The 25,477-nt window shown below is 71.0% G+C and carries 19 protein-coding genes, 1 tRNA gene and 1 pseudogene; 18 read left to right on the forward strand and 3 right to left on the reverse strand.

Annotated features, from left to right (window positions below):
* Nucleotides 1–54 precede the first annotated feature (54 nt).
* Nucleotides 55–876 carry a TetR/AcrR family transcriptional regulator gene (locus P3T29_RS06230; protein ID WP_280715266.1) on the reverse strand — a complete coding sequence of 274 codons (822 nt, stop codon included), beginning with the start codon at nucleotides 874–876 and terminating at the stop codon, nucleotides 55–57.
* Between the two features lie 203 nt (nucleotides 877–1,079).
* On the opposite strand from P3T29_RS06230, the gene P3T29_RS06235 reads away from it, so the two are divergent.
* The 4 genes from P3T29_RS06235 (at nucleotide 1,080) to P3T29_RS06250 (ending at nucleotide 6,751) form a co-directional block, all read left to right on the forward strand.
* Nucleotides 1,080–1,847: a rhomboid-like protein gene (locus P3T29_RS06235; protein WP_280715267.1), complete on the forward strand. Its 768-nt coding sequence runs from the start codon at nucleotides 1,080–1,082 to the stop codon at nucleotides 1,845–1,847.
* A gap of 141 nt (nucleotides 1,848–1,988) precedes the next feature.
* Entirely contained in the window at nucleotides 1,989–3,701 is a 1,713-nt protein-coding gene (locus P3T29_RS06240) for a DUF885 domain-containing protein (RefSeq protein ID WP_280715268.1), read from the forward strand.
* Between the two features lie 276 nt (nucleotides 3,702–3,977).
* Nucleotides 3,978–5,483: an MFS transporter gene (locus P3T29_RS06245; RefSeq protein ID WP_280715269.1), complete on the forward strand. Its 1,506-nt coding sequence runs from the start codon at nucleotides 3,978–3,980 to the stop codon at nucleotides 5,481–5,483.
* A 287-nt stretch (nucleotides 5,484–5,770) separates the two neighbouring features.
* A complete protein-coding gene (locus P3T29_RS06250; protein ID WP_280715270.1) occupies nucleotides 5,771–6,751 on the forward strand; it encodes a serine protease in 981 nt (326 codons plus the stop codon).
* Nucleotides 6,752–6,810: 59 nt separating this feature from the next.
* On the opposite strand, the gene atpF is transcribed toward P3T29_RS06250, so the two are convergent.
* Together atpF and P3T29_RS06260 are read right to left on the reverse strand one after the other, a co-directional pair.
* Nucleotides 6,811–7,359 (reverse strand): F0F1 ATP synthase subunit B, encoded by a 549-nt coding sequence (gene atpF, locus P3T29_RS06255; RefSeq protein ID WP_280715271.1) that lies wholly within the window; start codon nucleotides 7,357–7,359, stop codon nucleotides 6,811–6,813.
* A 469-nt stretch (nucleotides 7,360–7,828) separates the two neighbouring features.
* Nucleotides 7,829–7,900 (reverse strand) — tRNA-Arg (locus P3T29_RS06260).
* A gap of 167 nt (nucleotides 7,901–8,067) precedes the next feature.
* On the opposite strand from P3T29_RS06260, the pseudogene P3T29_RS06265 reads away from it, so the two are divergent.
* The 14 genes and pseudogenes from P3T29_RS06265 to P3T29_RS06330 form a co-directional block, all read left to right on the forward strand.
* Nucleotides 8,068–8,433, forward strand: a pseudogene (locus tag P3T29_RS06265) (response regulator); the annotation flags it as partial.
* On the forward strand, nucleotides 8,431–10,296 hold the full coding sequence (argS, locus tag P3T29_RS06270) for an arginine--tRNA ligase (RefSeq protein WP_280715372.1): 1,866 nt from the start codon (nucleotides 8,431–8,433) through the stop codon (nucleotides 10,294–10,296). The pseudogene P3T29_RS06265 and the gene argS, both read left to right, overlap by 3 nt.
* Nucleotides 10,297–10,441: 145 nt before the next feature.
* Nucleotides 10,442–11,851 (forward strand): diaminopimelate decarboxylase, encoded by a 1,410-nt coding sequence (gene lysA, locus P3T29_RS06275; protein ID WP_280715272.1) that lies wholly within the window; start codon nucleotides 10,442–10,444, stop codon nucleotides 11,849–11,851.
* Between the two features lie 247 nt (nucleotides 11,852–12,098).
* Nucleotides 12,099–13,391: a homoserine dehydrogenase gene (locus P3T29_RS06280; protein ID WP_280715273.1), complete on the forward strand. Its 1,293-nt coding sequence runs from the start codon at nucleotides 12,099–12,101 to the stop codon at nucleotides 13,389–13,391.
* A gap of 7 nt (nucleotides 13,392–13,398) precedes the next feature.
* Nucleotides 13,399–14,484, forward strand: coding sequence for a threonine synthase (thrC, locus tag P3T29_RS06285; protein WP_280715274.1), 1,086 nt, complete (start codon nucleotides 13,399–13,401; stop codon nucleotides 14,482–14,484).
* Nucleotides 14,485–14,906: 422 nt separating this feature from the next.
* Nucleotides 14,907–15,824, forward strand: coding sequence for a homoserine kinase (gene thrB, locus P3T29_RS06290; protein WP_280715275.1), 918 nt, complete (start codon nucleotides 14,907–14,909; stop codon nucleotides 15,822–15,824).
* 590 nt (nucleotides 15,825–16,414) lie between these two features.
* Entirely contained in the window at nucleotides 16,415–18,610 is a 2,196-nt protein-coding gene (gene rho, locus P3T29_RS06295) for a transcription termination factor Rho (protein WP_280715276.1), read from the forward strand.
* Between the two features lie 212 nt (nucleotides 18,611–18,822).
* Nucleotides 18,823–19,887 (forward strand): LCP family protein, encoded by a 1,065-nt coding sequence (locus P3T29_RS06300; protein ID WP_280715277.1) that lies wholly within the window; start codon nucleotides 18,823–18,825, stop codon nucleotides 19,885–19,887.
* 231 nt (nucleotides 19,888–20,118) lie between these two features.
* Nucleotides 20,119–20,343 (forward strand): 50S ribosomal protein L31, encoded by a 225-nt coding sequence (rpmE, locus tag P3T29_RS06305; RefSeq protein WP_280715278.1) that lies wholly within the window; start codon nucleotides 20,119–20,121, stop codon nucleotides 20,341–20,343.
* A gap of 172 nt (nucleotides 20,344–20,515) precedes the next feature.
* Entirely contained in the window at nucleotides 20,516–21,592 is a 1,077-nt protein-coding gene (gene prfA / locus P3T29_RS06310) for a peptide chain release factor 1 (RefSeq protein ID WP_280715279.1), read from the forward strand.
* A gap of 24 nt (nucleotides 21,593–21,616) precedes the next feature.
* A complete protein-coding gene (gene prmC / locus P3T29_RS06315; RefSeq protein ID WP_280715280.1) occupies nucleotides 21,617–22,483 on the forward strand; it encodes a peptide chain release factor N(5)-glutamine methyltransferase in 867 nt (288 codons plus the stop codon).
* 87 nt (nucleotides 22,484–22,570) lie between these two features.
* Nucleotides 22,571–23,218 (forward strand): L-threonylcarbamoyladenylate synthase, encoded by a 648-nt coding sequence (locus tag P3T29_RS06320; protein WP_280715281.1) that lies wholly within the window; start codon nucleotides 22,571–22,573, stop codon nucleotides 23,216–23,218.
* Between the two features lie 44 nt (nucleotides 23,219–23,262).
* Nucleotides 23,263–23,907 carry a protein-tyrosine-phosphatase gene (locus P3T29_RS06325; protein WP_280715373.1) on the forward strand — a complete coding sequence of 215 codons (645 nt, stop codon included), beginning with the start codon at nucleotides 23,263–23,265 and terminating at the stop codon, nucleotides 23,905–23,907.
* A 146-nt stretch (nucleotides 23,908–24,053) separates the two neighbouring features.
* Complete coding sequence (locus P3T29_RS06330) at nucleotides 24,054–25,337, forward strand: serine hydroxymethyltransferase (protein ID WP_280715282.1); 1,284 nt, start codon at nucleotides 24,054–24,056, stop codon at nucleotides 25,335–25,337.
* The last annotated feature ends 140 nt before the right edge of the window (nucleotides 25,338–25,477 follow it).

Raw genomic sequence — 25,477 nt, forward strand, 5'->3', positions numbered from 1 at the left:
GAGGCAGCTGGTCAGCCACACCAGGGGCGCCCCGCGCCCCTGGTAGTGCATTGGCTAACTGCGGAGCAGCCGCCGCAGCCGCTCGACCAGCGCCGCAGCAGGTCCGTCCGGCGTCTCCAGCGTGAGCAGGCCGGCCAGCATCGCGGCGGTCTGCGGGTCATGACCGGCGGTCGCCGCCGTCATCGCCACGAACTCGTCCACCAGCCAGTCCCGGAGTTCCGAGGGCGGGATCTGGCGGCCCTCGTCCAGCCAGGTCAGCGCGGACGCCTCGACCACCGAGATCCACGAGCGCACCAACAGCGTCAGCCGGGGCCCGGCCTCCCGCACCCCCAGGTGCCGCAGGGTGCGGCGCAGCGCGGCCCGCCGTACCTCGTCCACGATCGCCGAGGTCCGCGCGGTCTCCACCACCGAGCCCCCGCGCAGCAGCGCGCCGTACCCCGTCCCGTGCTCGGCGACGAACGCGAAGTACCGGTCCAGCACGGCGGCCAGCTGCGCCGTCGGCGTGCCCTCGGCGGGGACCGAGAACCGGCTCGCCAGCTCCTCCGCCGCGCTGCGCAGCGCGGCCTCGTACAACTGCTGCTTCCCGCCGGCGAAGTACCGGTAGACCAGCGGTCGGGAGGCACCGGCCGCCTCGGCGACATCGTCCAGGGTGACCTCCTCCGGCGGACGGGAGCTGAACAGCTCCAGCGCGACGGCGATCAGCTGGTCGCGCCGCTGCTGCACCGGCAGCCGCCGGTAGCCGGACCTGCGGGCACGCGGCCCGGCCGGGACCGCAGGCGGGGTCGAGCCGGGGGCCGCCGGAGTCGGGGGGACCGACGTGACCGGCGTGACCGGTGGGGCCGAGGGGTCGGGGGATAGCGCTGAGCTGGCTGCCATGGCCGCCAGCGTAATGGCCGTAGCGGCGTACGACCCCTGTCGTGGAGACGTTCTTGACGGCTGAAGGCCCGGTGGGTCCTCCCGGCGGAACGTCAGGTACCGCTCCATCATTGGCTCAGCGGCAGCAGCCCCGAGGCCCGGAACCTGACGTTGCCTCAGTCGTGCCACGCGTCACCGCCCGACCGCTGTGGAGAGGATCGAGGATGCACCAGCCGGCCGAGGACGGGCTGCGTCAGCCGGGCGAGGACGGGCGCTCGGGTGGGCGTGGCGACGGGCATGGCGACGGGCATGGCGGGCGCGGGCGCGCAGGCCGGCTCGCGAGCTGGGGTGCGCGCGGTATGCGCGGCGCGTGGAGCTGGATTCGCTCCGCCCCCGGCACCTACGTCTGGCTGCTGATCCTCGCCGCCACCAGCTTCGTGGTGGCCCAGATCGACCCGGCCAACCTGCACTGGTTCCTGGCCAAGCGCAGTACCAACATCGACCAGCTGCGCTCCCGTCCGGTGCACGTGCTCCTCGCCAGTGCGATCTGGACCGAGCAGGCGGACTTCCTGTTCTACTTCGTGATCTTCAACATCTTCCACGCGCCCGCCGAACGCTGGCTCGGCACCCGCCGCTGGCTCACCGTCGCCGTCACCGCCCACGTGCTGGCCACCCTCGTCAGCCAGGGCATCGTCGCCTGGGACGTGGACGCCGGACGCCTGCCCACCAGCCTGACCGGCACGGTGGACGTCGGCGTCTCCTACGCGCTGGCGGGAGTCGAGGGCGTGCTCACCTACCGCTTCGCGGGCCGCTGGCGGTGGCTGTACGGGGGCGGGCTGCTCCTCTTCTACCTGTACCCGCTGCTCACCTCACGCACCTTCGCCGACCTCGGCCACTTCTGCGCGGTGCTGATCGGTCTCGGCTGCTACCCCGTCACCCGGGGCCGGCCGACCTGGGACCCCGTCACGGCCTGGCGTTCCCGGCGCCGTTGAACTGCGGCCTTGAACTGCTGCCTTGAAGTGCGGCCTTGAACAGTGCGACCGGCTCACGTGCGAAAGGGAATGGGAGGGGTTGGCGGGGCGAAACTGTTCCAAGGGGCTTGCAAACCGGCTCGGCTGCGAAAAGATGGCCGGATGGTTGAAGAACTGATCAACTCACCCGCTGACGGCACCACCCCTCGCCGTATCGCCGACGCCTACGTCCACGCCCTTGCCGACCTCGACCCGCTGACTGCGGTCTACCTCGGGTTCAACCCGGAGGACGACCGTCTCCCGGATCTCTCACCGGCCGGTCAGGAGGCCCTGGCCGAGCTCTCCCGCGCCACCCTCGCCCAGCTCGACGCCGCAGAGGCCGCCAGTGCCGCGAGTGACGAGGCCGAACGCCGTTGCGCCCGCCTGCTGCGCGAGCGGCTCACCGCCGAACTCGCCGTCCACGACGCGGGTGAGAACTTCCGCGCCGTCCGTAACCTCGGCTCGCCGGTGCACGGTGTCCGCGAGGTGTTCAACCTGATGAGCACCGAGACGGACGCGGAGTGGGGGGTCGTCGGCCGCCGGCTGGCCCGCGTGCCGTTCGCGATGGAGCAGTACCGCGAGCTGCTCACCGAGGGCATCGAGCGAGGGCTGCTGTCCGGCCCCCGGCAGGTCACCACCGTGATCGGGCAGATCGCCGAGTGGCTGGCGGGCGACACCCCCGGCGGGTGGTTCGGCTCCTTCGTGCAGGCCGCGCCCGAGGCGCTGCGGGACGGCCTGACCGACACCGCCGTGGCGGCCTCCGCCGCGCTGGCCCAGCTGCGCGACTGGCTGCGCGACGTGTACGGCCCCGCCGCGTCGGACGCGTCGGACACCACCGGCCGGGAGCGCTACGCCCGTTGGGTCCGCTACTGGACCGGCGCCGACCTCGACCTCGACGAGGCGTACAGCTGGGCCTGGGAGCAGTTCTACGACCTGGACGCGCAGATGCGCGCCGAGGCCGAGAAGGTGCTGCCGGGCAGCACGCCGATGCAGGCCATGAAGTGGCTGGAGACGGACGGCCCGGTGATCAAGGGCGAGGAGAACGCCCGCGAGTACCTGCAGGGCCTGATGAGCCAGGCCATCGACGACCTCCAGGGCGTCCACTTCGACCTCGCCGACCCGCTGCTCAAGGTCGAGTCGCGGCTCGCCCCGGCGGGCAGCGCCGCCGCGCCGTACTACACCGCTCCGTCGCTCGACTTCTCCCGCCCCGGCCGCACCTGGCTGCCGACACTGGGCCGGGAGAGCTTCCCGGTCTGGGACCTGGTCTCCACCTGGTACCACGAGGGCGTTCCCGGCCACCACCTCCAGCTGGCCCAGTGGACGTACGTCGCCGACCAGCTCTCCACCTACCAGGTCACCCTGGGCGGCGTCAGCGCCAACCTGGAGGGCTGGGCGCTGTACGCCGAGCGCCTGATGGACGAGCTCGGCTACCTCACCGACCCCGGCCACCGCCTCGGCTACCTGAACGCCCAGATGATGCGGGCGCTGCGGGTGATCGTCGACATCGGCATGCACGTCGGCCTGCGGTTCCCGGCCGACTCGCCGTACCTGCCCGGCGAGCTGATGCTCCCGGACGACGCCCGCGCGTTCTTCGGCCGGTACTGCGGGCTCTCCACCGACTTCCTGGACAGCGAGCTGATCCGCTACCTCGGCATGCCCGGGCAGGCGATCGGCTACAAGCTCGGCGAGCGTGCCTGGCTGCAGGGCCGCGAGGGGGCCAAGGCCGCTGCCGAGGCGCGTGGTGAGACCTTCGACCTGAAGGCCTGGCACATGGCGGCGCTCTCGCAGGGGTCGCTCGGCCTGGACGACCTGGTCGCGGAGCTCAGCGCGCTCTGAGCGCGCTGACCCGCCCGTCCCTCCGGCCGGCCCGGCGCGCCCCCAGCGCTACCGGGCCGGCTGGGTCCGTCCGGTGCCCTTCCCGTTCTGTTTCCCATCGGTTCCTGCCGTTTCCTCCCGGTTCCGGCTCGGTCCGGGGCAGTAGGACAGGGTCGGACTTTTGTCCCAAGTCATGACATTTTCCAGCAAATTGCCTTGCCCATCGCCGCCCCGCGAGCTTCCCTTGAGAGAGCGCTGCGTACGCCAAGCCCAGCTCCCTCCGGAAGGCGGCCCACGGTGTCTCCCCAGCACGCTCCCGACGACCAGACGGCTGATCCGCGCCGCTGGTGGGCCCTGGCGGTCATCGCCATCGCTCAGCTGATGATCGTCCTCGACGCGACCATCGTGAACATCGCACTACCCTCCGCCCAGCACGCGCTGGGCATCTCCGACGGAAACCGCCAGTGGGTGGTCACGGCCTACACGCTCGCCTTCGGCGGCCTGCTGCTGCTCGGCGGCCGGATCGGCGACCTCTTCGGCCGTAAGCGGACCTTCATCACCGGACTGATCGGCTTCGCGCTGGCCTCCGCCATCGGCGGGTTCGCCGTCGATCCGGCGATGCTCTTCGGCGCCCGCGCCCTCCAGGGCGCCTTCGGCGCGGTCCTCGCCCCCTCGGCGCTCTCGCTGCTCTCGAACACCTTCACCGTCCCGAAGGAACGCGCCACCGCGTTCGGCATCTTCGGTGCCATCGCGGGTGGTGGCGCGGGTATCGGCTTCATCGCCGGCGGCCTGCTGACGGAGTACCTCAGCTGGCGTTGGTGCCTGTTCGTCAACGTCCCGATCGCGATCGGCGCGGCCCTCGGCGCGTACTACCTGCTCAAGCGGGACCACATCGACAAGGACCACCGGGTCAGACTCGACCTGCCCGGAGCGTTCCTCGGCTGCGGCGGCCTGCTCGCCATCGTGTACGGCACCTCGGAGGCCTCGTCGCGAGGGTGGAGTGACCCGCTGGTGCTCAGCTTCCTGGGCCTGGGCGCGCTGCTGCTCGCGGTCTTCGCCCTGGTCGAGCGCCGGACGCCGCACGCGCTGCTGCCCACCCACATCGTCGGCGACCGCAACCGTGGTGGAGCCGCTCTGGCGGTGGGCCTGGCCGTGATCGGCATGTTCGGCCTCTTCCTGTTCCTCACCTACTACCTGCAGGTCGTGAAGCACTTCTCGCCGGTGATGGCGGGTGTCGCCTACCTCCCGATGGTCGCCGCGATCATCTTCAGCTCGACGGGCATCGCGGCCCGGCTGATGACCCGGGTGCCGTCCCGGAACCTGATCGTCCCCGGGCTGCTGCTGGCCGCCTCGGGCATGGCCTGGCTGACCCAGATGAAGGTCGACAGCCCGTACGCGGCCATGGTGCTGCCGGCCGAACTCCTGCTCGGCTTCGGCATGGGCCTGGTCTTCATGCCGTCGATGAGCCTGGCGACCCTCGGTGTCGCACCCGACGAGGCCGGTGCGGCGGCCGCGACCATCAACAGTGCCCAGCAGGTCGGCGGCTCGATCGGCACCGCGCTGCTCAACACCATCGCGGCCAGCGTCACCGCCACCTACCTGGTGGGCCGGAACACCGCCGACCAGCTCGTCCGGGCCACCGGTGCGGTGCACGGCTACGCGGTGGCGACCGGCGTCGCGATGGGCATCCTGTTGTGTGCCGCAGTGATCGCCTTCCTGCTGATCAACCACAGACCCGCGCCGGGCGAAGCCACCGGCGGTGCGGCCGACACCGACGAGTCCGCCGCCCAGGTCCTGGCCTGACCTGGGGACTCTGTCTTCGGCAGCCCCCTGTGGGGCGTCCCGTAGGGGGCTTTCCGCCGCCCGGCAGTTCAACCGCCTTCTGACGAAGTTCGTAGCGATTCGTAGTGAGAGGAAATGCACAACGCCGAGCAGGCGATTCTCATCCCACTCCCAGCATAGGATCACGGGATTTCCAGTTGATCAGCTCATAGTCTTCACGCACACGTAGCAAGCATGTGCGTACGGGGACCAGCAGCTGGGCAGGAGTGACGTACCTGATGACCCGTCATCGAAAGGCGCGCCCGGAGATGCATCGACGACCTGTGGTGTTGACCTCGGTCCTCGCGCTCGCCGTCGTCGGCGGCGTGATCGGCATAGGCACGCTGGCCGGCGAAGCCACCGCCTTCACGGCCCACGCCCCAGCCGCCAAGACCGTTGCTCCCGCCCCCCGGACCGCCGCGCCTTCGACCTCGCCGTCTGCTGCCATCCCTTCCGCCGCGTCCGCTGCGCCCGCGCCCTCGGCCGCCGCCTCCGCAGCCCCCACCGACTCCTCCGGAAGCGGGTCCGACGTGGCTCGGCCGGGTGGCAACTCCGTGGGCAGCACCGCCTCCGACAGTGCTCAGGCCGTCGCGCCGACCGCGCTCGGCAGCACCGCCACCGCTGCGGTCACCGCCGAGTCGTCCCGGGTCGGCGCGCTCTTCGCCGGTGCCGTCGCCGCCGGCAACCACTCCTGCACGGCCAGCGTGCTGCACAGCAGCACCAAGAACCTCATCCTGACCGCCGCGCACTGCATCGTCACCCCGGACGGCCTCTCGTTCGCCCCGGCCTACCACGACGGTCAGACGCCGTACGGCAGTTGGCCGGTCACCAAGGTGTACACCACCACCGGCTGGAGCCAGGGCGGCGACCCGGACGAGGACTTCGCGATCCTCCAGGTCGGCCAGAACGGCGGGCGCGACATAGAGGACGTGGTCGGCGGCAACGTACTGGGCCTCCAGGCGGGTTTCTCCACCGTGGTCCGCCTCTACGGCTACCCGGACACCAGCGAGGTGCCGCTCCTGTGCACCAACTCCACCAGCCGCCAGGACACCTACCAGCGCCGCATCGACTGCCCCTCCTACGCGAGCGGCACCAGCGGCGGCCCGTGGATCGACACCGACACCAACCAGGTCGTCGGTGTCATCGGTGGCTACCAGCAGGGCGGCGACACCGACGACACCTCGTACAGCGCGTACTTCGACCACACCATCGACGACCTCTACCAGCAGGCCGTGACCGGCTCGGGCTGAGCGGCTGCCACCCGCCTGCTGCCCGCCTGCGCCCGGCCGCTGCCCGCCTGCCGCGCGCCTCAGGCGTGCGGGCCCGTCCCGGTGCCGGTGCCAGTACTCGTGCCGGTGCTCGCGTCGGTGGTCTCCAGCTCGGCGAAGAACCGGTCCACGATGTCCTGGTGTCCCGGCAGCCCGCCCAGCGGCTCACCGACCACCCGGCTCGCCAACTCGGTTGCCAGCGTCACGACATCCTCCCGCAGCGAAGCCTCCGCGATCACGAGGTCCGCCGCCAACTGCACCTGCGCGGCGGCCACCAGCGAGTCCCGCTGCCGCTGCCCCTCGGCCCGCACCTCCGCCAGCAGCTCGGCCCCCTGCTCCGCAGCCTGCTGCCGTATCGCCGCAGCATCGTGCCGCGCCGTACTGAGCTCGGCCTGGTACTCGGCGTAGACCCGCTCGGCCTCCGCCCCGACCGTCTCGGCCCGCTCGAGGCCGCCCTCGATCACGTCCGCGCGCGCCGCGAAGTTCCGCTCGATCCGGGGGAGCAGGACCTTCCCCAGAATGCCGAAGATCAGGAAGAAACAGACCAGCCCGAGGATGAGTTCGCCGATGTCCGGCTTCAAAGGTCCCATGCGTCGATGCTACCGACGTCCCTCGAACGCCAGTCTCATGGGGTGCGACAGAACCGCTGGAGCGCACCACAGTTGACTCTCCGGCAGCTTTCGTCGGCCTGTGCCCCGACGGGCGGGCCGCCTCGCCGCGGACCTCGGGCGGCTGGCCGCGTCCACGGCGGGACTGCCCTGCTCGGCAGGTCGTCATGGGAGTCGCGCCCTCGTGGCACGGCCAGGATCAGCATCAGCCTCGACCAGGACCATGCCGAGCGCATCCGGGATCATGCCGAGCGTGCGGGTATGGACGTGTCGGCCTGTCTTGTCAACGCCGCAAAGCCGCCGGCTGGCCGAAGTGGGAGCAGTCGAAGCCCAGTTCGCCCGGATCGATCACGTCGGCCAGGCGGTTCCGGACATGAATCCGGATATGAAGAAGGCCCAGCTTCGCGGTAACTACCCGCTTGGCTGGGCCTTTTCGGCACTTCTTGCGAAGTGCCCCCGGCAGGATTCGAACCTGCGCACCCGCCTCCGGAGGGCGGTGCTCTATCCCCTGAGCTACGGGGGCCTACTTGGTGTCGCCTCGTGTTGCTGGCGACGTGGAGAACATTACCAGGCTGTGGCTGCTGTCCAAGCACGGTTTCGGTGAGGCTGCTCCTCGGCGGGGTCGGCGGGGGCGGGGGGAAGTGTGGAAAGGCCGGACGGGTGGGTCGGTGCGCGGCTACCCTCGGTGATGTGTCAGGTGTGTCCGGGCGGGTCCTCGTGGTGGACGACAGCGAGGTGATCCGTCAACTGATCAGGGTCAACCTGGAGCTGGAGGGCTTCCAGGTGGTGACGGCTGCCGACGGGGCGGAGTGCCTCGAGGTGGTCCGCCGGGTGAACCCGGACGTGGTGACGCTCGATGTGTTGATGCCCCGGCTGGACGGGCTCCGGACGGCGGCCCGGCTGCGGGCCGCGCCGGCCACGAGCAGGCTGCCGATCGCGATAGTCAGCGCGTGCACCCCCGCCGATCTGGATCGTGGGGAGTCGGTCGGGGTGGACGGTTATCTCGGCAAGCCGTTCGATCCGGCGGATCTGGTGGCGCTGGTGTGGCGGCTGATGGCGCTGCGTGAGGCGGGCGGATCAGGTGGGGCCGGGGGTTTCGCGTACGGATTCGGGGACGGTTCCGGCGGGCTCCGGCAGAATTCAGCCCTGAGCGAACGAATCGGACCCAATGCGGGTTCAACCCCCCCAGCCGGACCAGTACGGGCGTCTCAACGGGTAAACCGGGTGGCGGGCCCGTCCCCCCTCTCGCCTAGGCTTGGCGTCGTGACACCCGCAGAGCTTTCCCAGGCAGTCCAGGCCGCAGTCCGCACCGCCGTCGAGGCGGGCGAGCTGACCGTCGCCGTGCCCGAGCACGTGACGGTAGAGCGGCCCAAGAACAGGGACCACGGCGACTACGCCACCAATGTGGCCCTCCAGCTCGCGAAGGCGGCAGGTAAGCCGCCGCGAGCCGTGGCCGAACTGGTCGCCGCACGTCTGCGAGAACTGCCCGGCGTCGCGAAGGTCGACATCGCCGGACCGGGCTTCCTGAACGTCACCTTCGACGCCGCGACCCAGGGCGAGCTGGCCCGGACCATCGTCGAGGCCGGCGCCGGGTACGGCCGGAACGAGGCGCTCAAGGGCCTGAAGATCAACCTGGAGTTCGTGTCGGCCAACCCGACCGGCCCGATCCACATCGGCGGCGTCCGCTGGGCAGCCGTCGGCGACTCGCTGGCCCGGGTCCTCAAGGCCACCGGCGCCGACGTCTCCACCGAGTACTACCTGAACGACGCCGGTGTGCAGATCGGCAAGTTCGCCGCCTCGCTCCAGGCCGTCGCCAACGGCCGGCCCGCCCCCGAGGGCGGCTACGTCGGCGAGTACATCGTCGACATCGCCAAGGCGCTGACCGACGGCGTCCCCGGTGTGCTCGACCTGCCCGAGGCCGAGCAGCTGGAGGTCTTCCGCACCGAGGGCCTGAAGCTCATGGTGTCCGAGATCCAGCGCTCGATGGAGGAGTTCGGGGTCCACTTCGACACCTGGTTCTCCGAGAAGACGCTGCACGAGTCCGGCGCCGTGGAGAAGGCGATGGAGCGGCTGCGCGAGCAGGGTCACGTCTTCGACCAGGACGGCGCGATCTGGCTGCGCACCACCGACTTCGGCGACGACAAGGACCGCGTCCTGATCAAGGCCGACGGTGAGACGACGTACTTCGCCGCCGACGCCGCGTACTACCTGAGCAAGCGGGACCGGGGCAGCGAGGTCTCGGTCTACATGCTCGGTGCCGACCACCACGGGTACGTGAACCGCCTCAAGGCCATCGCCGCCTGCGCGGGCGACGACATGGACCGCAACATCGAGGTGAAGATCGGCCAGTTCGTGAAGATGGTCCGCGACGGCGAAGAGGTCCGGCTGTCCAAGCGGGCCGGCAACATCATCACGATCGACGACGTCGTCGAGTGGATCGGCGTGGACGCGGCCCGGTACATGCTGGTGCGCTCGCCCACCGACTCGACCATCACGCTCGACATCAACGTGCTGACCAGCAACAGCAACGAGAACCCGGTCTACTACGTCCAGTACGCGCACACCCGGATGTGCGGCGTCCAGCGCAAGGCGAACGACCTGGGCATCACGAAGTCCGAGGACTTCAAACCGGAGCTGCTCGCCACCGAGTGGGAGTCCGACCTGCTCGGCCAGCTCGGCGAGTTCCCCCGGGTGATCGCGGCGGCCGGCGAGCTGCGCGAGCCGCACCGGGTCGCGCGGTACCTGGAGGAGGTCGCCCGGGACTACCACCGGTTCTACGACCACTGCCAGATCCTGCCGAAGGGCGACGAGGAGGTCACCGACCTCACGCACGCCCGTCTCTGGCTCGCCGACGCGACGCGCACGGTGATCGCCAACGGCCTCGCCCTGCTCGGCGTATCCGCGCCCGAGCGGATGTAGCCGCACCCCCTGCGCACACAGGGGCGGTGACGGTCCATCGGGAACCGTCACCGCCCCTTGCCATAGGCCCCGCCGGTCTCAGCCCTTGAACCCCGCCCGTCCCAGCCCTTGAACCCCGCCCGTCCAGTCAGGAAGAGACCAGCAGATGAGCCGCTCCGCACACCCCGCCGGCCCCCGCCACGGAGACGTGCTGCCGGAGGGGCACTACCTGGCCCCGCCGAGCGACCTCAACGCGCTCGACCCCAAGGTCTGGGCCCGGACGGTGACCCGCGACGCCGAGGGCGTGGCCACGGTCGGCGGGCGGGACGGTGTCGGCGGGCTGGACGTGAAGGCGCTGGCGGCGGAGTTCGGCACCCCGGCGTACATCCTCGACGAGCAGGACTTCCGGACCCGGGCCCGCGCCTGGCGCGATGCGTTCGGCGACGGCGCGGACGTGTACTACGCGGGCAAGGCGTTCCTCTCCAAGGCGATCGTCCGCTGGCTGCGCGAGGAGGGTCTCAACCTGGATGTGTGCAGCGCGGGCGAGTTGGCGGTGGCGCTGGCCGCCGGGATGCCGGGGGAGCGGATCGCGCTGCACGGCAACAACAAGACGGCCCAGGAGCTGGAGCACGCCGTCAAGGCCGGGGTCGGGCACATCGTGGTCGACTCGTACCAGGAGATCGAGCTGCTCGCCGCGATCGCCGAGAGCCAGGGCGTGCGTCAGCCGATCCTGATCCGGGTGACGGTCGGCGTCGAGGCGCACACCCACGAGTTCATCGCGACGGCGCACGAGGACCAGAAGTTCGGCCTGTCGCTCAGCGGCGGCGCGGCGGCCGAGGCCGTACGCAGGGTGCTCGCGAAGGACAGCCTGGAGCTGCGCGGCATCCACTCGCACATCGGTTCGCAGATCTTCGACACCGCCGGTTTCGAGGTCTCGGCCCGCCGCCTGGTCGGTCTGCTGGCCGAGGTGCGGGACGAGCACGGCGTCGAGCTGCCCGAGATCGACCTCGGCGGCGGCCTCGGCATCGCGTACACCAGCGAGGACGACCCCAAGCAGCCCGCCGAGATCGCCGCCTCGCTGGCCGAGATCGTCCGCCGCGAGTGCGCCTCGGCCCAGCTCAAGGCCCCCCGGATCTCGGTCGAGCCGGGCCGGGCGATCGTCGGCCCGACGGCCTTCACGCTGTACGAGGTCGGGACGATCAAGCCGCTCGAAGGGCTGCGGACGTACGTCAGCGTGGACGGCGGCATGTCGGACAACATCCGTACCGCGCTCTACGACGCCGAGTACTCGGTCGCGCTGGTCTCGCGTACCAGCGAGGCGGCTCCGATGCTGGTCAGGGTGGTCGGCAAGCACTGCGAGTCCGGTGACATCGTCGTCCGGGACGCCTTCCTGCCCGCCGACCTCGCGGCCGGTGACCTGATCGCGGTGCCCGCCACCGGGGCGTACTGCCGGTCGATGGCGAGCAACTACAACCACGCGCTGCGCCCGCCGGTGGTCGCGGTGGACGCCGACGGCGCCCGGGTGATCGTGCGGCGCGAGACGGAGGAGGATCTCCTGCGGCTCGATATCGGATGACGAAATCCTTGTCTCAGATTCTGGAACGCCCGTAGATTCACGCGGGAAGTCCCGGAGACTGGTACAGACCGAGGTGGCGATCGAGGTACCGGCCGAGGTGTCCACCACGGTGTCGACCGAGGTGCCGATCACGTACCGCGATCCACGTACCGCGATCAACGTTCCACGTACCAACCGAATCCCTGCGGGTACTCGCGAAGAGTCGGGAAACCGCCCGCCAGGAACGAAGAATGCAGAGCGGAGTCGGATGATGCGTACGCGCCCGCTGAAGGTGGCGTTGCTGGGCTGTGGTGTGGTGGGCTCCGAGGTGGCGCGCATCATGACGACGGACGCCGCCGACCTCGCCGCGCGGATCGGCGCGCCGGTCGAGCTGGCGGGCATTGCCGTCCGCCGCTCCGGGCGGGCCAGGCCCGGCGTGCCCGAGCACCTGCTCACCACGGACGCCCAGGCGCTGGTCGGCCGGGGTGACATCGACGTGGTGATCGAGGTGGTCGGCGGGATCGAGCCGTCCAAACAGCTCATCCTCTCGGCGTTCAAGCAGGGTGCCTCGGTGGTCAGCGCCAACAAGGCGCTGCTCGCCAGGGACGGCGCCGAGCTGCACCAGGCGGCCGTCGACGCCGGGGTGGACCTGTACTACGAGGCGGCCGTCGCGGGTGCCATCCCGCTGATCCGCCCGCTGCGCGAGTCGCTCGCCGGTGACAAGGTCAACCGGGTGCTCGGCATCGTCAACGGCACCACCAACTTCATCCTCGACAAGATGGACACCACCGGCGCCGGGTACTCCGAGGCGCTGGAGGAGGCCACCGCGCTCGGCTACGCCGAGGCCGACCCGACGGCCGACGTCGAGGGCTTCGACGCCGCCGCGAAGGCCGCGATCCTGGCCGGCATCGCCTTCCACACCAAGGTCACCGCCGCCGACGTCTACCGCGAGGGCCTCACCGAGGTCACGGCCGCCGACATCGCCTCCGCGAAGGCGATGGGCTGCGTGGTCAAGCTGCTGGCGATCTGCGAGCGCGCGGCCGACGGCGAGTCCGTGACCGCCCGCGTGCACCCCGCGATGCTGCCGCTGAGCCACCCGCTGGCCTCCGTCCGGGAGGCGTACAACGCGGTGTTCGTGGAGGCGGAGGCGGCCGGCCGGCTGATGTTCTACGGCCCGGGCGCCGGTGGCGCGCCGACCGCCTCCGCCGTGCTGGGCGACCTGGTCGCGGTCTGCCGCAACAAGGTGAACGGCACCACCGGACCGCGCGACTCGGTCTACACCCAGCTGCCCGCGAAGCCGATGGACCAGGTCATCACCCGGTACCACGTCAGCCTGGACGTCGACGACCGCGCGGGCGTGCTCGCCCAGGTGGCGTCCGTCTTCGCCGAGCACGGCGTCTCCATCGACACCGTGCGCCAGCAGGGCCGCGACGGCGACGCCTCGCTCGTCGTGGTCACCCACCGCGCCACCGACGCCGCGCTGTCGGCGACGGTGGAGAAGATCCGCGCGCTGGACAGCGTGCGTGACGTGGCCAGCATCATGCGGGTTGAAGGGGAGTAGGAGCACCATGAACGCCGTCATCGACAGAGCGCACACCCACCAGTGGCGCGGCCTCATCGAGGAGTACCGCGACCGGCTGCCGGTCAGCGACTCCACCCCCGTGGTCACCCTGCTGGAGGGTGGCACGCCCCTCGTCCCCGCGCAGGTGCTCTCCGAGCGCACCGGCTGCGAGGTCTACCTCAAGGTCGAGGGCGCCAACCCGACCGGGTCCTTCAAGGACCGGGGCATGACGATGGCGATCTCGAAGGCCAAGGAGGACGGCGCGCAGGCCGTCATCTGCGCCTCGACGGGCAACACCTCGGCCTCGGCCGCCGCGTACGCGGTGCGGGCCGGCATGGTCTGTGCCGTCCTCGTCCCGCAGGGCAAGATCGCGCTCGGCAAGATGGGCCAGGCCCTGGTGCACGGCGCGAAGATCCTTCAGGTGGACGGGAACTTCGACGACTGCCTCACTCTTGCGCGTGAACTGTCCGAGAAGTACCCGGTGGCGCTGGTCAACTCGGTGAACCCGGTCCGGATCGAGGGCCAGAAGACGGCCGCCTTCGAGATCGTGGACATGCTGGGCGATGCCCCGGACATCCACGTCCTGCCGGTCGGCAACGCGGGCAACATCACCGCGTACTGGAAGGGCTACCGCGAGTACGCCGCCGACGGCCTGGCCACCCACAAGCCGCGCATGTGGGGCTTCCAGGCGTCCGGTTCGGCGCCGATCGTGGACGGGCACCCGGTGCTCAAGCCGCAGACCATCGCGACCGCGATCCGGATCGGCAACCCGGCCTCCTGGGACTTCGCGATCGCCGCGCGGGACGAGTCGGGCGGCCTCATCGACAAGGTGACGGACCGTCAGATCCTGTCCGCCTACCGCCTGTTGGCCGCCCAGGAGGGCGTCTTCGTGGAGCCCGCCTCGGCCGCGAGCGTGGCGGGTCTGCTGCAGGCCGCCGAGCGGGGCCTGGTGGACCCGGGGCAGCGGATCGTCTGCACCGTGACCGGAAACGGTCTGAAGGACCCGGACTGGGCGGTGGCCGGCGCCCCGCAGCCGCACGTCGTCCCGATCGACGCCGAGGCGGCCGCGCAGCGGCTCGGACTGCTCGACTGACGTTCCGCCGAAGCCCCGCCGAGGCTCCGGCGAAGTTCCGGCGAAGTCCGCGAGTGACGGTACGGGTCCGCGAGTGGCTGCGCGGTGACCGTACGGGACTGACAGTACGTCAACAGTTGGGCCGACTCTTTCGGGGGTCGGCCCACTGCGGGTTTCGGATGACACCTTTGTGTCATTTACCCGGCACTGAACAGCGCTGATTTCACACACTTTCCGGCCAGAAAGGGCAACACGGCCGATCGAAAGGGGGCGAGGTGTACCGCTGTGGAACCTCTCTTCGATAGTCTGGCCCCGACGGGCCGCGCCGTGACCGATGAGCGCCCGCCTCGCCGGGGCTTGTCGTGAAGACCCCGCCCACGCACCATCGCAGGCCCTCGTACCGGGCCGCCCCGAGCAATCAACCCCCAGGAGAGTCCCCCCACATGGCTGGTCCTGCGTTCCGTGCCGCCGCCGTCCGGGTCCGGGTCCCCGCGACCAGCGCCAACCTCGGCCCTGGCTTCGACGCCTTCGGACTCGCCCTGGGTCTCTACGACGACGTGGTGGTCCGGGTCGCCGAGTCCGGCCTCTCGGTCGACATCGCAGGTCAGGGCGCGGACACGCTGCCCAGGGATGAGCGCCACCTGCTGGTCCGCTCGATGCGGGCCGCCTTCGACCGGCTCGGCGGCCAGCCGCGCGGTCTCGAAATCGTCTGCGCCAACCGGATACCGCACGGCCGTGGCCTGGGTTCCTCCTCCGCCGCGATCTGCGCGGGCCTCGTCGCGGCCCGTGCCGTCACCATCGGCGGCCCCGCCGCCCTCGACGACGAGGCGCTGCTGGCCCTCGCCTCCGAGCTGGAGGGCCACCCGGACAACGTCGCCGCCTGTCTGCGCGGCGGGTTCACCATCGCCTGGACGGACGAGGACGCCGCCCGGGCGGTCACACTGGAGCCGTCCGAGCAGGTCGTTCCGGTTGTTTTCATCCCGGCCACCGAGGTGCTCACCGAGGCCGCCCGGGGTCTGCTGCCCAAGACCGTGCCGCTCGCCGACGCCGCCGTCAACGCCGGGCGCTCGGCCCTGCTGGTCGAGGCCCTCACCCGGCGGCCCGAGCTGCTGCTCGCCGCCACCGAGGACCGCCTGCACCAGGACTACCGCGCCTCCGCGATGCCCGACAGCGCCGCGCTGGTGGGGGCGCTGCGCGCGGAGGGCATCCCGGCGGTCATCTCCGGCGCCGGGCCGACCGTGCTGGCGTTCTCCGATGCCGAAAACGCCGACAAGTTGCTTCAGTTCGCGGGGGCGTCGTTCGACGCGCACCGGCTGCAGCTGGACCGGACCGGAGCAACCGTTCTCCCGCTCAACGCATGACGCATGACGCATAGCGCACACCGTGGTGAGCAGGGGGAATGCGGCCCGCGATTTGGGCCGGGCCGGAACGATTGACAGGAACAGGGCTGGGGAATGTGTCAGGGGGTCGGTAGTGTTAACCTCATTGCTGCACCAGATGCCCTCCGGGGCCCGGTGCGACGCGTCCCGATCCCGACCTCCCGCCCGTACGGCAAGCCCGCCCGGAGCGAGATGTGGAAGTACGGGACGACGATTCTCCGGGAGCCCTCCACAGCGCGTACGCAGCCTGCCTGCGCGATTGCGGCCGCATCCCGAAGCCGTGACGGCACCTGACTCCCTCCCGCCGCCTCCAGCCTGAGGCACAGCCGGGCGGAGCGCGGGGTACCGCCACGCGACGGGGGCCCGGGTATCGCAGGCAGCAGGGTTGGCACGAGACCGGCCCACCGCGCCGTTTCGCACCACAGTGCACCGCACATCGCAGCTTCCCCCCGACTGGCTCCGCCATTCGAGGGGTCCACAGCCTCGGACCGACGCAGACGAGCGTTGGTCAGGACAGCACAACCGGTCGCCGAGCCAGACAGGCCGACGTCCGCTCCAGGGAAGGACCCTTAGTGAGCGACACCACCGATCTGATGGGCGCGCGCCCGGACGCTGAAGCGTCGGACGCAGCCGCCGCCCCCGCGGCCCCGGCCAAGCGCCGTCGCGCCGCTGCCGCGGGCCTCGACGGCCTGGTCCTGGCCGAGCTTCAGAAGCTCGCCTCGACCCTCGGCATCAGCGGTACCGGACGGCTGCGCAAGAGCCAGCTGATCGATGCCATCAAGGACAAGAGCGGCGGAGACCCGCTGCTCGCCGGCGCCGCGGCCTCGGCCGCGCCCGCCAAGCGCGCCGCCAAGGCCGCCGCCGCTGCTCCGGCACCGGCAGCCGAGGCCGCGCCCGCCGCCGCCCCGGCCGCCGCCGCGACGGAGAAGCCGGCCCGCCGTTCGCGCGCCGCCGCCGTGGCCGCCGAGCCGGCCGCGCAGATCGACATCCCGGTGCAGGCCGCCGCCGAGGCCGCTCCGGCCCAGGCCGGGCGGGCCCGCCGCCGCGCCACCTCGGCGGGTGGCACCCCCACCGCCGACGCCGTGGCCGAGCAGAACACCGCCGTGCTCGCGGAGGCCAAGTCCGAGACGCAGACCCGGACCGCCGACTCCCGCAGCACGGAGACGCGCGGCACCGAGACGCGTGGCACCGAGACCCGCGCCTTCGAGGGTGACGCCCGGACCGAGACCCGCCGTGACCGCCGGGACCGCCGCGACCGTCGTGAGGGCCCGGAGGCCGGCGACGGTCAGCCGGCCCAGGACGGTGACTCCCGCGAGTCGCGCCGGGACCGCCGCAACCGCCGCGACCGGACGGACCGTCCGGAGCGTACGGAGCGCAGCGAGCGGCAGGGTGGCCAGCAGGGTCAGCAGACCCAGCCGGTCGCGCAGGAGAGTCGCCAGGACAGCAGGCAGGACAACAGCCAGCAGAACCGCCAGCCGGTCTCCCAGCAGCAGCAGGGTGGCGGCGGCTACGACGACGACGAGTTCGGCGACGGTCGTCGCGGCCGTCGTGGCCGTTACCGTGACCGCCGGGGCCGTGGCACCCGCGGTGACCGCTTCGAGGGCAACGTGCCCGAGGTGCAGGTCAACGACGACGACGTGCTGATCCCCGTCGCGGGCATCCTGGACATCCTCGACAACTACGCGTTCGTCCGGACCTCCGGCTACCTGCCCGGTTCGAACGACGTCTACGTCTCGCTCGCCCAGGTCCGCAAGAACGGCCTGCGCAAGGGTGACGCCATCACCGGTGCCGTCCGCCAGCCCAAGGACGGCGAGCGCCGCGAGAAGTTCAACGCCATGGTGCGGCTGGACTCCGTCAACGGCATGGACCCGGAGAGCGGCCGTAACCGCCCCGAGTTCGGCAAGCTCACCCCGCTCTACCCGCAGGAGCGCCTGCGGCTGGAGACCGACCCGGGCATCCTGACCACCCGCATCATCGACCTCGTGTCGCCGATCGGTAAGGGCCAGCGTGGTCTGATCGTCGCCCCGCCGAAGACCGGCAAGACGATGATCATGCAGGCGATCGCCAACGCGATCACCCACAACAACCCCGAGTGCCACCTGATGGTCGTCCTGGTCGACGAGCGTCCGGAAGAGGTCACCGACATGCAGCGGTCGGTGAAGGGCGAGGTCATCTCCTCGACCTTCGACCGCCCGGCCGAGGACCACACCGTGGTCGCCGAGCTGGCCATCGAGCGTGCCAAGCGCCTGGTGGAGCTGGGCCACGACGTGGTGATCCTGCTCGACTCGATCACCCGCCTGGGCCGTGCCTACAACCTGGCGGCGCCGGCCTCCGGCCGCATCCTGTCCGGTGGTGTCGACTCGACCGCGCTCTACCCGCCGAAGAAGTTCTTCGGTGCCGCGCGCAACATCGAGAACGGCGGCTCGCTGACCATCCTCGCCACCGCGCTGGTGGAGACCGGCTCCCGGGCCGACGAGGTCGTCTTCGAGGAGTTCAAGGGCACCGGCAACATGGAGCTCAAGCTCGACCGCAAGCTCTCGGACAAGCGCATCTTCCCGGCCGTCGACGTCGACGCGTCCTCCACCCGTAAGGAGGAGATCCTGCTGGGCAAGGAGGAGTTGGCCGTCGCCTGGAAGCTCCGCCGGGTGCTGCACGCGCTCGACTCGCAGCAGGCGCTCGAGCTGCTGCTGGACAAGATGAAGCAGACCAAGAGCAACGCCGAGTTCCTGATGCAGATCGCCAAGACCACGCCGGGCTCCGGCGACTGACGAAGCATCCAGTGACGAAGCCCCGGACTGCACTGCGGTCCGGGGCTTCTCGCTGTTCCGACGCCGTTCCTCATGGCGGTTCCTCATGGCGTTTCAAGGTGGTCATAAGAATCGGACTTATGCGTTTCTGCTTCGCTATCCTCAATAAGACGGTCATTCCGACCAAAACCGGCAGACGTGACATAAGTCGCAGGGTGTGAGGGCGAGACGACATGGCCGATCACAAGAAGGTCCGGAGCCGGCGGGGCCGGCTGGTACGCGCTGTCGTGTTCACCCTCGCCGGGCTGCTGGTGGTGGGCGCGGGGGCGGCCGGGTACGCGTACTGGAGGCTCAACCGCAACATCAAGAGCGTCGACATCAACGCGCAGCTCGGTTCGAGCCGTCCGCCGGCCTCCACCGACGGGTCGTTCAACGTCCTGGTGCTGGGGTCCGACTCGCGCAGCGGTGCCAATGGCAACCTCGCGGGCGGCGCCACCGACGGCACCGCGCGCTCGGACACCGCGATGGTGGTGCACGTCAACCAGGCGCACACGCACGCGGACGTGGTGAGCATCCCGCGCGACACCCTGGTCCCGCGCCCCGACTGCGTCGGCACCGACGGCAAGCCCGTGGCGGGGGCGAAGAGCGCGATGTTCAACGCCGCGTTCGAGGTCGGCGGCCCGGCCTGCGCGGTGAAGACCGCCGAGGCGCTCACCGGGCTGCGGATGGACCACTTCGTGGAGATCGACTTCTCGGGCTTCGCCGGGTTCATCGACGCGATCGGCGGGGTCACCGTGACCACCACCGTGAACATCGACGACCAGGACAGCGGTCTTCACCTGCAGGCCGGCACCCACCACCTGAACGGCACCGACGCGCTCGCCTTCGTCCGGACCAGGCACGGGGTCGGCGACGGCAGCGACCTCGGCCGGATCGAGCTGCAGAAGCAGATGGTGAAGTCGATCATGTCCCAGGTCGGTGGCAGCGGGCTGACCTCCGATCCGACCAGACTCTTCTCGGTCGCCGACAAGCTCACCAAGAGCATCACCACCGACTCGCAGCTGGGCTCGGTCTCCGCACTGATGGGCCTCTCGGGCACTCTCAAGGGCATCGGCCCGGACGAGCTGACGATGGTCACGCTCCCGGTGGGGACGGCCCCTACGGACCCGAACCGGGTGGTCCAGCTCCAGCCCCAGGCGGCCCAGCTCTGGACGGCGCTGAAGGGGGACAAGCCGGTGCCGCAGGCGATCGTCAGCTCCCAGCCCGACAACCCGGCGGATTCGAAGGCAACTGGGTAACCACTGGGGGCGCGGGGCCCTGCTTGCTGAACTGCGTGCGCGAAAACCGGAAGGCGACTTCCTGTGCCCTCCTGCCTCGCTCAGTGCCTCGAAGGTCGGCCCCGGAATATCCGGCGAACCCACCCGGTTTGGGAAGATGCGGCCAGTCCTGGCAGACTGGTACGTCGGTCCCGGTTCACGTGCGCCTTCCTGGCGCCGACCCGGTACCCTCCCGATCACTAGGAGCATCCCTTGAAGCCCAACGTTCACCCCGAGTACGTGGTCACCCAGGTGACCTGCACCTGCGGCGCCGAGTTCACCACCCGCTCGACCGAGACCAGTGGCGTCATGCGCGCCGAGGTCTGCTCGCAGTGCCACCCCTTCTACACCGGCAAGCAGAAGATCCTCGACACCGGTGGCCGCGTCGCCCGCTTCGAGCAGCGCTTCGGCAAGAACCTCAGCGCGAAGCAGGCCTAGCGCTCGTACGGCGCCGGTCTCTGGCGTTCCCGTTTCACGACGGGGGCGTCCGGGCCGGCGCCGTTCGCGTCTCCCCGCAGCACGCTCCTCGCAGCACACTCGCCGCAGCACGCTCCTCGCAGTGCGGTCCGCACCCCTCACAACTCACTTCGTACGGAAGTAGGCCCATCCCATGTTCGAGGCAGTCGAAGAGCTCCTCACCGAGCACGCCGACCTCGAGACGAGGCTGGCCGACCCGTCGGTCCACGCGGACCAGAACAACGCGCGCAAGCTCGCCAAGCGCTACGCCGAGCTGAGCCCGATCACCTCCACGTTCCGCGCCTGGAAGCAGGCCGTCGAGGACATCGAGGCCGCCCGTGAGTTCGCCGCCGAGGACCCTGACTTCATCGCCGAGGTGAAGGCGGGCGAGGCCCGCCGCGACGAGCTGACGGAGGAGCTGCGCCTGCTGCTCGTCCCGCGTGACCCCAACGACGACAAGGACGTCATCCTGGAGGTCAAGGCGGGTGAGGGCGGCGAGGAGTCCGCGCTGTTCGCCGGTGACCTGCTGCGGATGTACCTGCGCTTCGCCGAGCGGGTGGGCTGGAAGACCGAGATCATCGACGCCAACGAGTCGGATCTCGGCGGCTACAAGGACGTCTCGGTCGCCGTGAAGACCAAGGGCACCCCCGAGCCCGGCCAGGGCGTCTGGGCCCGCCTGAAGTACGAGGGCGGCGTGCACCGCGTGCAGCGCGTGCCGGCCACCGAGTCGCAGGGCCGGATCCACACTTCGGCGGCCGGCGTGCTGGTCACCCCCGAGGCGGAGGACGTCGAGGTCGAGATCATCGCGAACGAGCTGCGGATCGACGTCTACCGCTCCTCGGGCCCCGGCGGGCAGTCCGTCAACACGACCGACTCGGCGGTCCGGATCACCCACCTGCCGACCGGTATCGTGGCGTCCTGCCAGAACGAGAAGAGCCAGCTCCAGAACAAGGAGCAGGCGATGCGCATTCTGCGTTCGCGGTTGCTGGCCGCCGCGCAGGAGGCTGCCGATCTGGAAGCCTCGGACGCGCGTCGCAGCCAGGTCCGTACCGTGGACCGCTCGGAGCGGATCCGGACGTACAACTACCCGGAGAACCGCATCTCGGACCACCGCACGGGCTTCAAGTCGTACAACCTGGACCAGGTGTTGGACGGCGAGCTCAACGCGCTGATCCAGTCTTGTGTGGATACCGATGCGGCGGCCAAGCTGGCCGCTGCTCAGGAGAACTGACCCGAGCGACAAGGGGACTTCTCGATGAACCTGCTGCTCGCCGAGGTGGCCCAGGCCACCCAGCGGTTGGCCGCGGCCGGCGTGCCGTCGCCGCGCTTCGACGCGGAGGAGCTCGCCGCACACATCCACAACGTCAAGCGCAGCCAGCTGCACACCGTGAAGGACGCCGACTTCGACGCCCGGTACTGGGAGGCGATCTCGCGCCGTGAGGCGCGCGAGCCGCTCCAGCACATCACCGGGCGGGCGTTCTTCCGGTACCTGGAGCTGGAGGTCGGCCCGGGCGTGTTCGTGCCCCGGCCGGAGACCGAGTCGGTCGTCGAATGGGCGATAGACGCCGTCCGGGACATGGACGTCGCCGAGCCGCTGGTGGTCGACCTCTGTACCGGTTCCGGCGCGATCGCGCTGGCACTGGCCCAGGAGCTGCCGCGCAGCGAGGTGCACGCGTTCGAGCTGGACGAGGGCGCGATGAAGTACACCCGTCGCAACATCGCCAACAGCGGCGACCGGGCCCGGGTCACCCTGCACGCCGGGGACGCCACCCGCGCGTTCGAGGACGACCGCTCCTGGGACGGCCGCTTCGACCTGGTGATCTCCAACCCGCCGTACATCCCGCTCACCGAGTGGGAGTACGTCGCGCCCGAGGCCCGCGACCACGACCCGCAGATGTCGTTGTTCTCCGGCGAGGACGGTCTCGACACCATCCGCGGCATCGAGCGGGTCGCCGCCCGCCTGCTGCGCCCGGGGGGTGCGGTCGTGATCGAGCACGCCGACACCCAGGGCGGCCAGGTGCCGTGGATCTTCAACGAGGAGGGCGGCTGGACGGACGCCGCCGACCACCGCGACCTGAACAACCGGCCGCGCTTCACAACGGCCCGTAAGGCGTCGTTGTGAACATCGAGCGCAGTACGACGGCCCGTAAGGCGTCGTTGTGAGCGTTGTTGTGACTGTCATGAGCCATCTCGGAAGGGGACCGCACCGATGAGCCGCCGCTACGACTGTGCAGACGCAGGGGACCGCGCCACGGGGCTGCGTGAGGCCGCTTCGGCGATCCGCCGGGGTGAACTGGTGGTGCTGCCCACCGACACCCTGTACGGGATCGGCGCGGACGCCTTCAACGCCGAGGGCGTAGCCGGGCTGCTGGCCGCCAAGGGCCGGGGCCGGAACATGCCCTCGCCGGTGCTGGTCGGCTCGCCGACCACGCTGCACGGGCTGGTCACCGACTTCTCCGAGCTGGCCTGGGAGCTGGTCGACGCGTTCTGGCCGGGCGGGCTGACGTTGGTCGCCAAGCACCAGCCCTCGCTGCGCTGGGACCTCGGCGAGACCCGGGGCACGGTCGCCGTCCGGATGCCGCTGCACCCCGTCGCCATCGAGCTGCTCAACACCACCGGTCCGCTGGCGGTCTCCAGCGCCAACAAGACCGGCGGGCCGTCGCCGGCCACCTGTGACGACGCGTTCGCCCAGCTCGGCGAGTCGGTCTCGGTCTACCTCGACGGCGGGGTGGCCAACTTCTCCCAGGCCTCGACCATCGTCGACGTCACGGGCAAGGTCCCGGTCCTGCTGCGGGCCGGCGCGGTCAGCGTCGAGCAGCTGAGGGAGGTCGTACCGGACCTGGAGGCCGGCAGTTGAGAGCGGTCTCGCTGCACGGTCCGGGCTCTGGCCCGGGCACCGGCATACCCAGCTACATCACGGTCTCGCCCCGGCCGCTCGATACCTTCCGGATCCTCTTCGTCTGCACCGGCAACGTCTGCCGGGGCCCGATCGCCGAACGGCTGACCAGGCACGAGCTGCACGCCCGCCTCAGCGGCGCGGCGGCGGGCCGGATCGTGGTCGAGAGCGCCGGTACCTGGGGGCACGAGGGCGCGCCGATGGAGGCGCACGCCGCGACCGTGCTCGGTGAGTACGGCGTGGACAGCGGCGACTTCGCCGGGCGCGAGCTGCTGGACGAACACGTGGTCGACGCCGACCTGGTGCTCACCGCGACGCTCGACCACCGGGCCCAGGTCATCTCGATGGGACACGCGGCGGGCCTGCGGACCTTCACGCTCAAGGAGTTCACCCGGCTCGTCCGCCGGATCGACCCGAGCACCCTGCCGGACCCGCGCGACGGCGTGCACGTCACCGAACGCGCCCGCGCCCTCGTCCGCGCGGCCGCCGCCCGGCGCGGCTGGCTGCTCGCGGCGACCCCCGAGTCGGACGAGGTCGACGACCCGTACGGCGCGCCGATCGGGATGTTCCGCAACTGCGGCGAGGAGATCTTCGACGCGCTGGACCCGGTGGTGACGGCCCTGACCGGCGTGACGCGCGAGTTCGGCTGACCGTACCGACCGGGTTGTCGTGGGGCCCTTCCACGCTCCGGCGCTGCCGCTCTGACGGCGTACGGGGGCGGTGTGCTGACGGGCCGGGGGATCCGGGCGGTCATACGCTGGAATCACCCTGCCCGCCGCTGCCCGGGAGCCCCGCCATGACTGTCACCAACGCCTCGCAAGCCGCACAGGCCGTCGGCTGGGAGGCCCCCGAGGCGCTGCTGCGGGCCGATCCGGAGCTGGCCGACCTGCTCACCGGGGAGGCCGCGCGCCGGGGCGAGAGTCTGCAGCTGCTGGCTGGGGAGAACGTCACCAGCGCGGCGGTGCTCGCCGCGCTCGGCGGCCCGCTGATCGACAAGTACGCCGAGGGTTACCCGGGGCGCCGGCACCACACGGGCTGCTCGCTGGCGGACGCGGCCGAGCTGCTCGCGGTCGACCGGGCCGAGCGGCTGTTCGCCGCCGACCACGCCAACGTCCAGCCCCGGTCGGCGACTTCGGCGATGCTGGCGGCGTACGCGGCGCTGCTCAAGCCGGGTGACGTGGTGCTCGCGATGTCGCTGGAGCACGGCGGCCACCTCAGCTGCGGGTCGCGGGCCAACTTCTCCGGCCGTTGGTTCGACTTCATCGGGTACGGCGTGCACGAGCAGGACAACCTGATCGACCTGGACCAGGTGCGCGAGCTCGCCAAGCTGCACCGGCCGAAGGCGATCATCGCGGGCGGGATCTCCTACCCCCGGCACATCGACTGGGCCGGCTTCCGGAAGATCGCCGACGAGGTGGACGCCTACCTGATCGCCTCGGCCGCACAGGTGACCGGCCTGGTGGCGGCCGGAGCGGCGCCCTCGCCGGTGCCGTACGCGGACGTGACGGTGGCCGCCACCCACAAGTTGCTGCGCGGGCCGCGCGGCGGGCTGCTGCTCTGCACGGCGGAGCTGGCGGACCGGGTGGACCGGGCGGTGTTCCCGTTCACCCAGGGTGGCGCGGCGATGAACGAGGTGGCGGGCAAGGCGGTTGCCCTCGCGCAGGCGGGTACGCCGGAGTTCGGCGCGTACATCCGGCGTGCGGTCGACGGCGCACGCTCGCTGGCCGCCGCGATGGAGCGCGGCGGAGCCCGCCCGCTGACCGGCGGGACGGACACCCATCTGGTCACGGTGGACGTCAGCCCGCTCGGGGTCACCGGCGTCGAGGCCGAGCGCCGCTGCGCGGCGGCCGGACTGATGCTCGGCAAATGCGCACTCCCGTACGATCCGGCGCCCGCCGCCGAGACCTCCGGCATCCGGCTCGGCACCGGCGCGGTGGCGGCGCAGGGGATGGGGGAGAGCGAACTCACGGAGGTCGGCGAACTGGTCACCTCCCTGCTCAGCGGGGGTGCCGAGAGCCAGGTCGGGGCCCGGATCGGGGCCCGGGTGCGCGAGCTGGCCCGGGCTTTCGCCGGGGGCTGACCGCACCCGGTCGGACCCCGACGGGACCCCGGTCGGACCTCGGCGGGCCACCGGTCGGCCCGTAGGGAGAACCGCGGTGCACATCCCGCGCGTCCAACTCAATAAGGTGTGCACCGTGGCGACGCACCTCGAACCCCGGA

It is taken from the genome of Kitasatospora sp. MAP5-34 (assembly GCF_029894335.1).
GTDB lineage: Bacteria > Actinomycetota > Actinomycetes > Streptomycetales > Streptomycetaceae > Kitasatospora.

What these genes read in the sequence shown, in the direction of transcription:
- P3T29_RS06330 (WP_280715282.1), top strand. Translation starts at nt 24,054, where the DNA reads ATGACTGTCACCAACGCCTCGCAAGCCGCACAGGCCGTCGGCTGGGAG.
- thrB (WP_280715275.1), top strand. Translation starts at nt 14,907, where the DNA reads ATGGCTGGTCCTGCGTTCCGTGCCGCCGCCGTCCGGGTCCGGGTCCCC.
- thrC (WP_280715274.1), top strand. Translation starts at nt 13,399, where the DNA reads ATGAACGCCGTCATCGACAGAGCGCACACCCACCAGTGGCGCGGCCTC.
- P3T29_RS06280 (WP_280715273.1), top strand. Translation starts at nt 12,099, where the DNA reads ATGATGCGTACGCGCCCGCTGAAGGTGGCGTTGCTGGGCTGTGGTGTG.
- P3T29_RS06235 (WP_280715267.1), top strand. Translation starts at nt 1,080, where the DNA reads ATGCACCAGCCGGCCGAGGACGGGCTGCGTCAGCCGGGCGAGGACGGG.
- argS (WP_280715372.1), top strand. Translation starts at nt 8,431, where the DNA reads ATGGCGCTGCGTGAGGCGGGCGGATCAGGTGGGGCCGGGGGTTTCGCG.
- P3T29_RS06300 (WP_280715277.1), top strand. Translation starts at nt 18,823, where the DNA reads ATGGCCGATCACAAGAAGGTCCGGAGCCGGCGGGGCCGGCTGGTACGC.
- P3T29_RS06230 (WP_280715266.1), bottom strand. Translation starts at nt 876, where the DNA reads ATGGCAGCCAGCTCAGCGCTATCCCCCGACCCCTCGGCCCCACCGGTC.
- P3T29_RS06240 (WP_280715268.1), top strand. Translation starts at nt 1,989, where the DNA reads ATGGTTGAAGAACTGATCAACTCACCCGCTGACGGCACCACCCCTCGC.
- prmC (WP_280715280.1), top strand. Translation starts at nt 21,617, where the DNA reads ATGAACCTGCTGCTCGCCGAGGTGGCCCAGGCCACCCAGCGGTTGGCC.
- P3T29_RS06320 (WP_280715281.1), top strand. Translation starts at nt 22,571, where the DNA reads ATGAGCCGCCGCTACGACTGTGCAGACGCAGGGGACCGCGCCACGGGG.
- atpF (WP_280715271.1), bottom strand. Translation starts at nt 7,359, where the DNA reads ATGGGACCTTTGAAGCCGGACATCGGCGAACTCATCCTCGGGCTGGTC.
- prfA (WP_280715279.1), top strand. Translation starts at nt 20,516, where the DNA reads ATGTTCGAGGCAGTCGAAGAGCTCCTCACCGAGCACGCCGACCTCGAG.
- P3T29_RS06250 (WP_280715270.1), top strand. Translation starts at nt 5,771, where the DNA reads ATGCATCGACGACCTGTGGTGTTGACCTCGGTCCTCGCGCTCGCCGTC.
- lysA (WP_280715272.1), top strand. Translation starts at nt 10,442, where the DNA reads ATGAGCCGCTCCGCACACCCCGCCGGCCCCCGCCACGGAGACGTGCTG.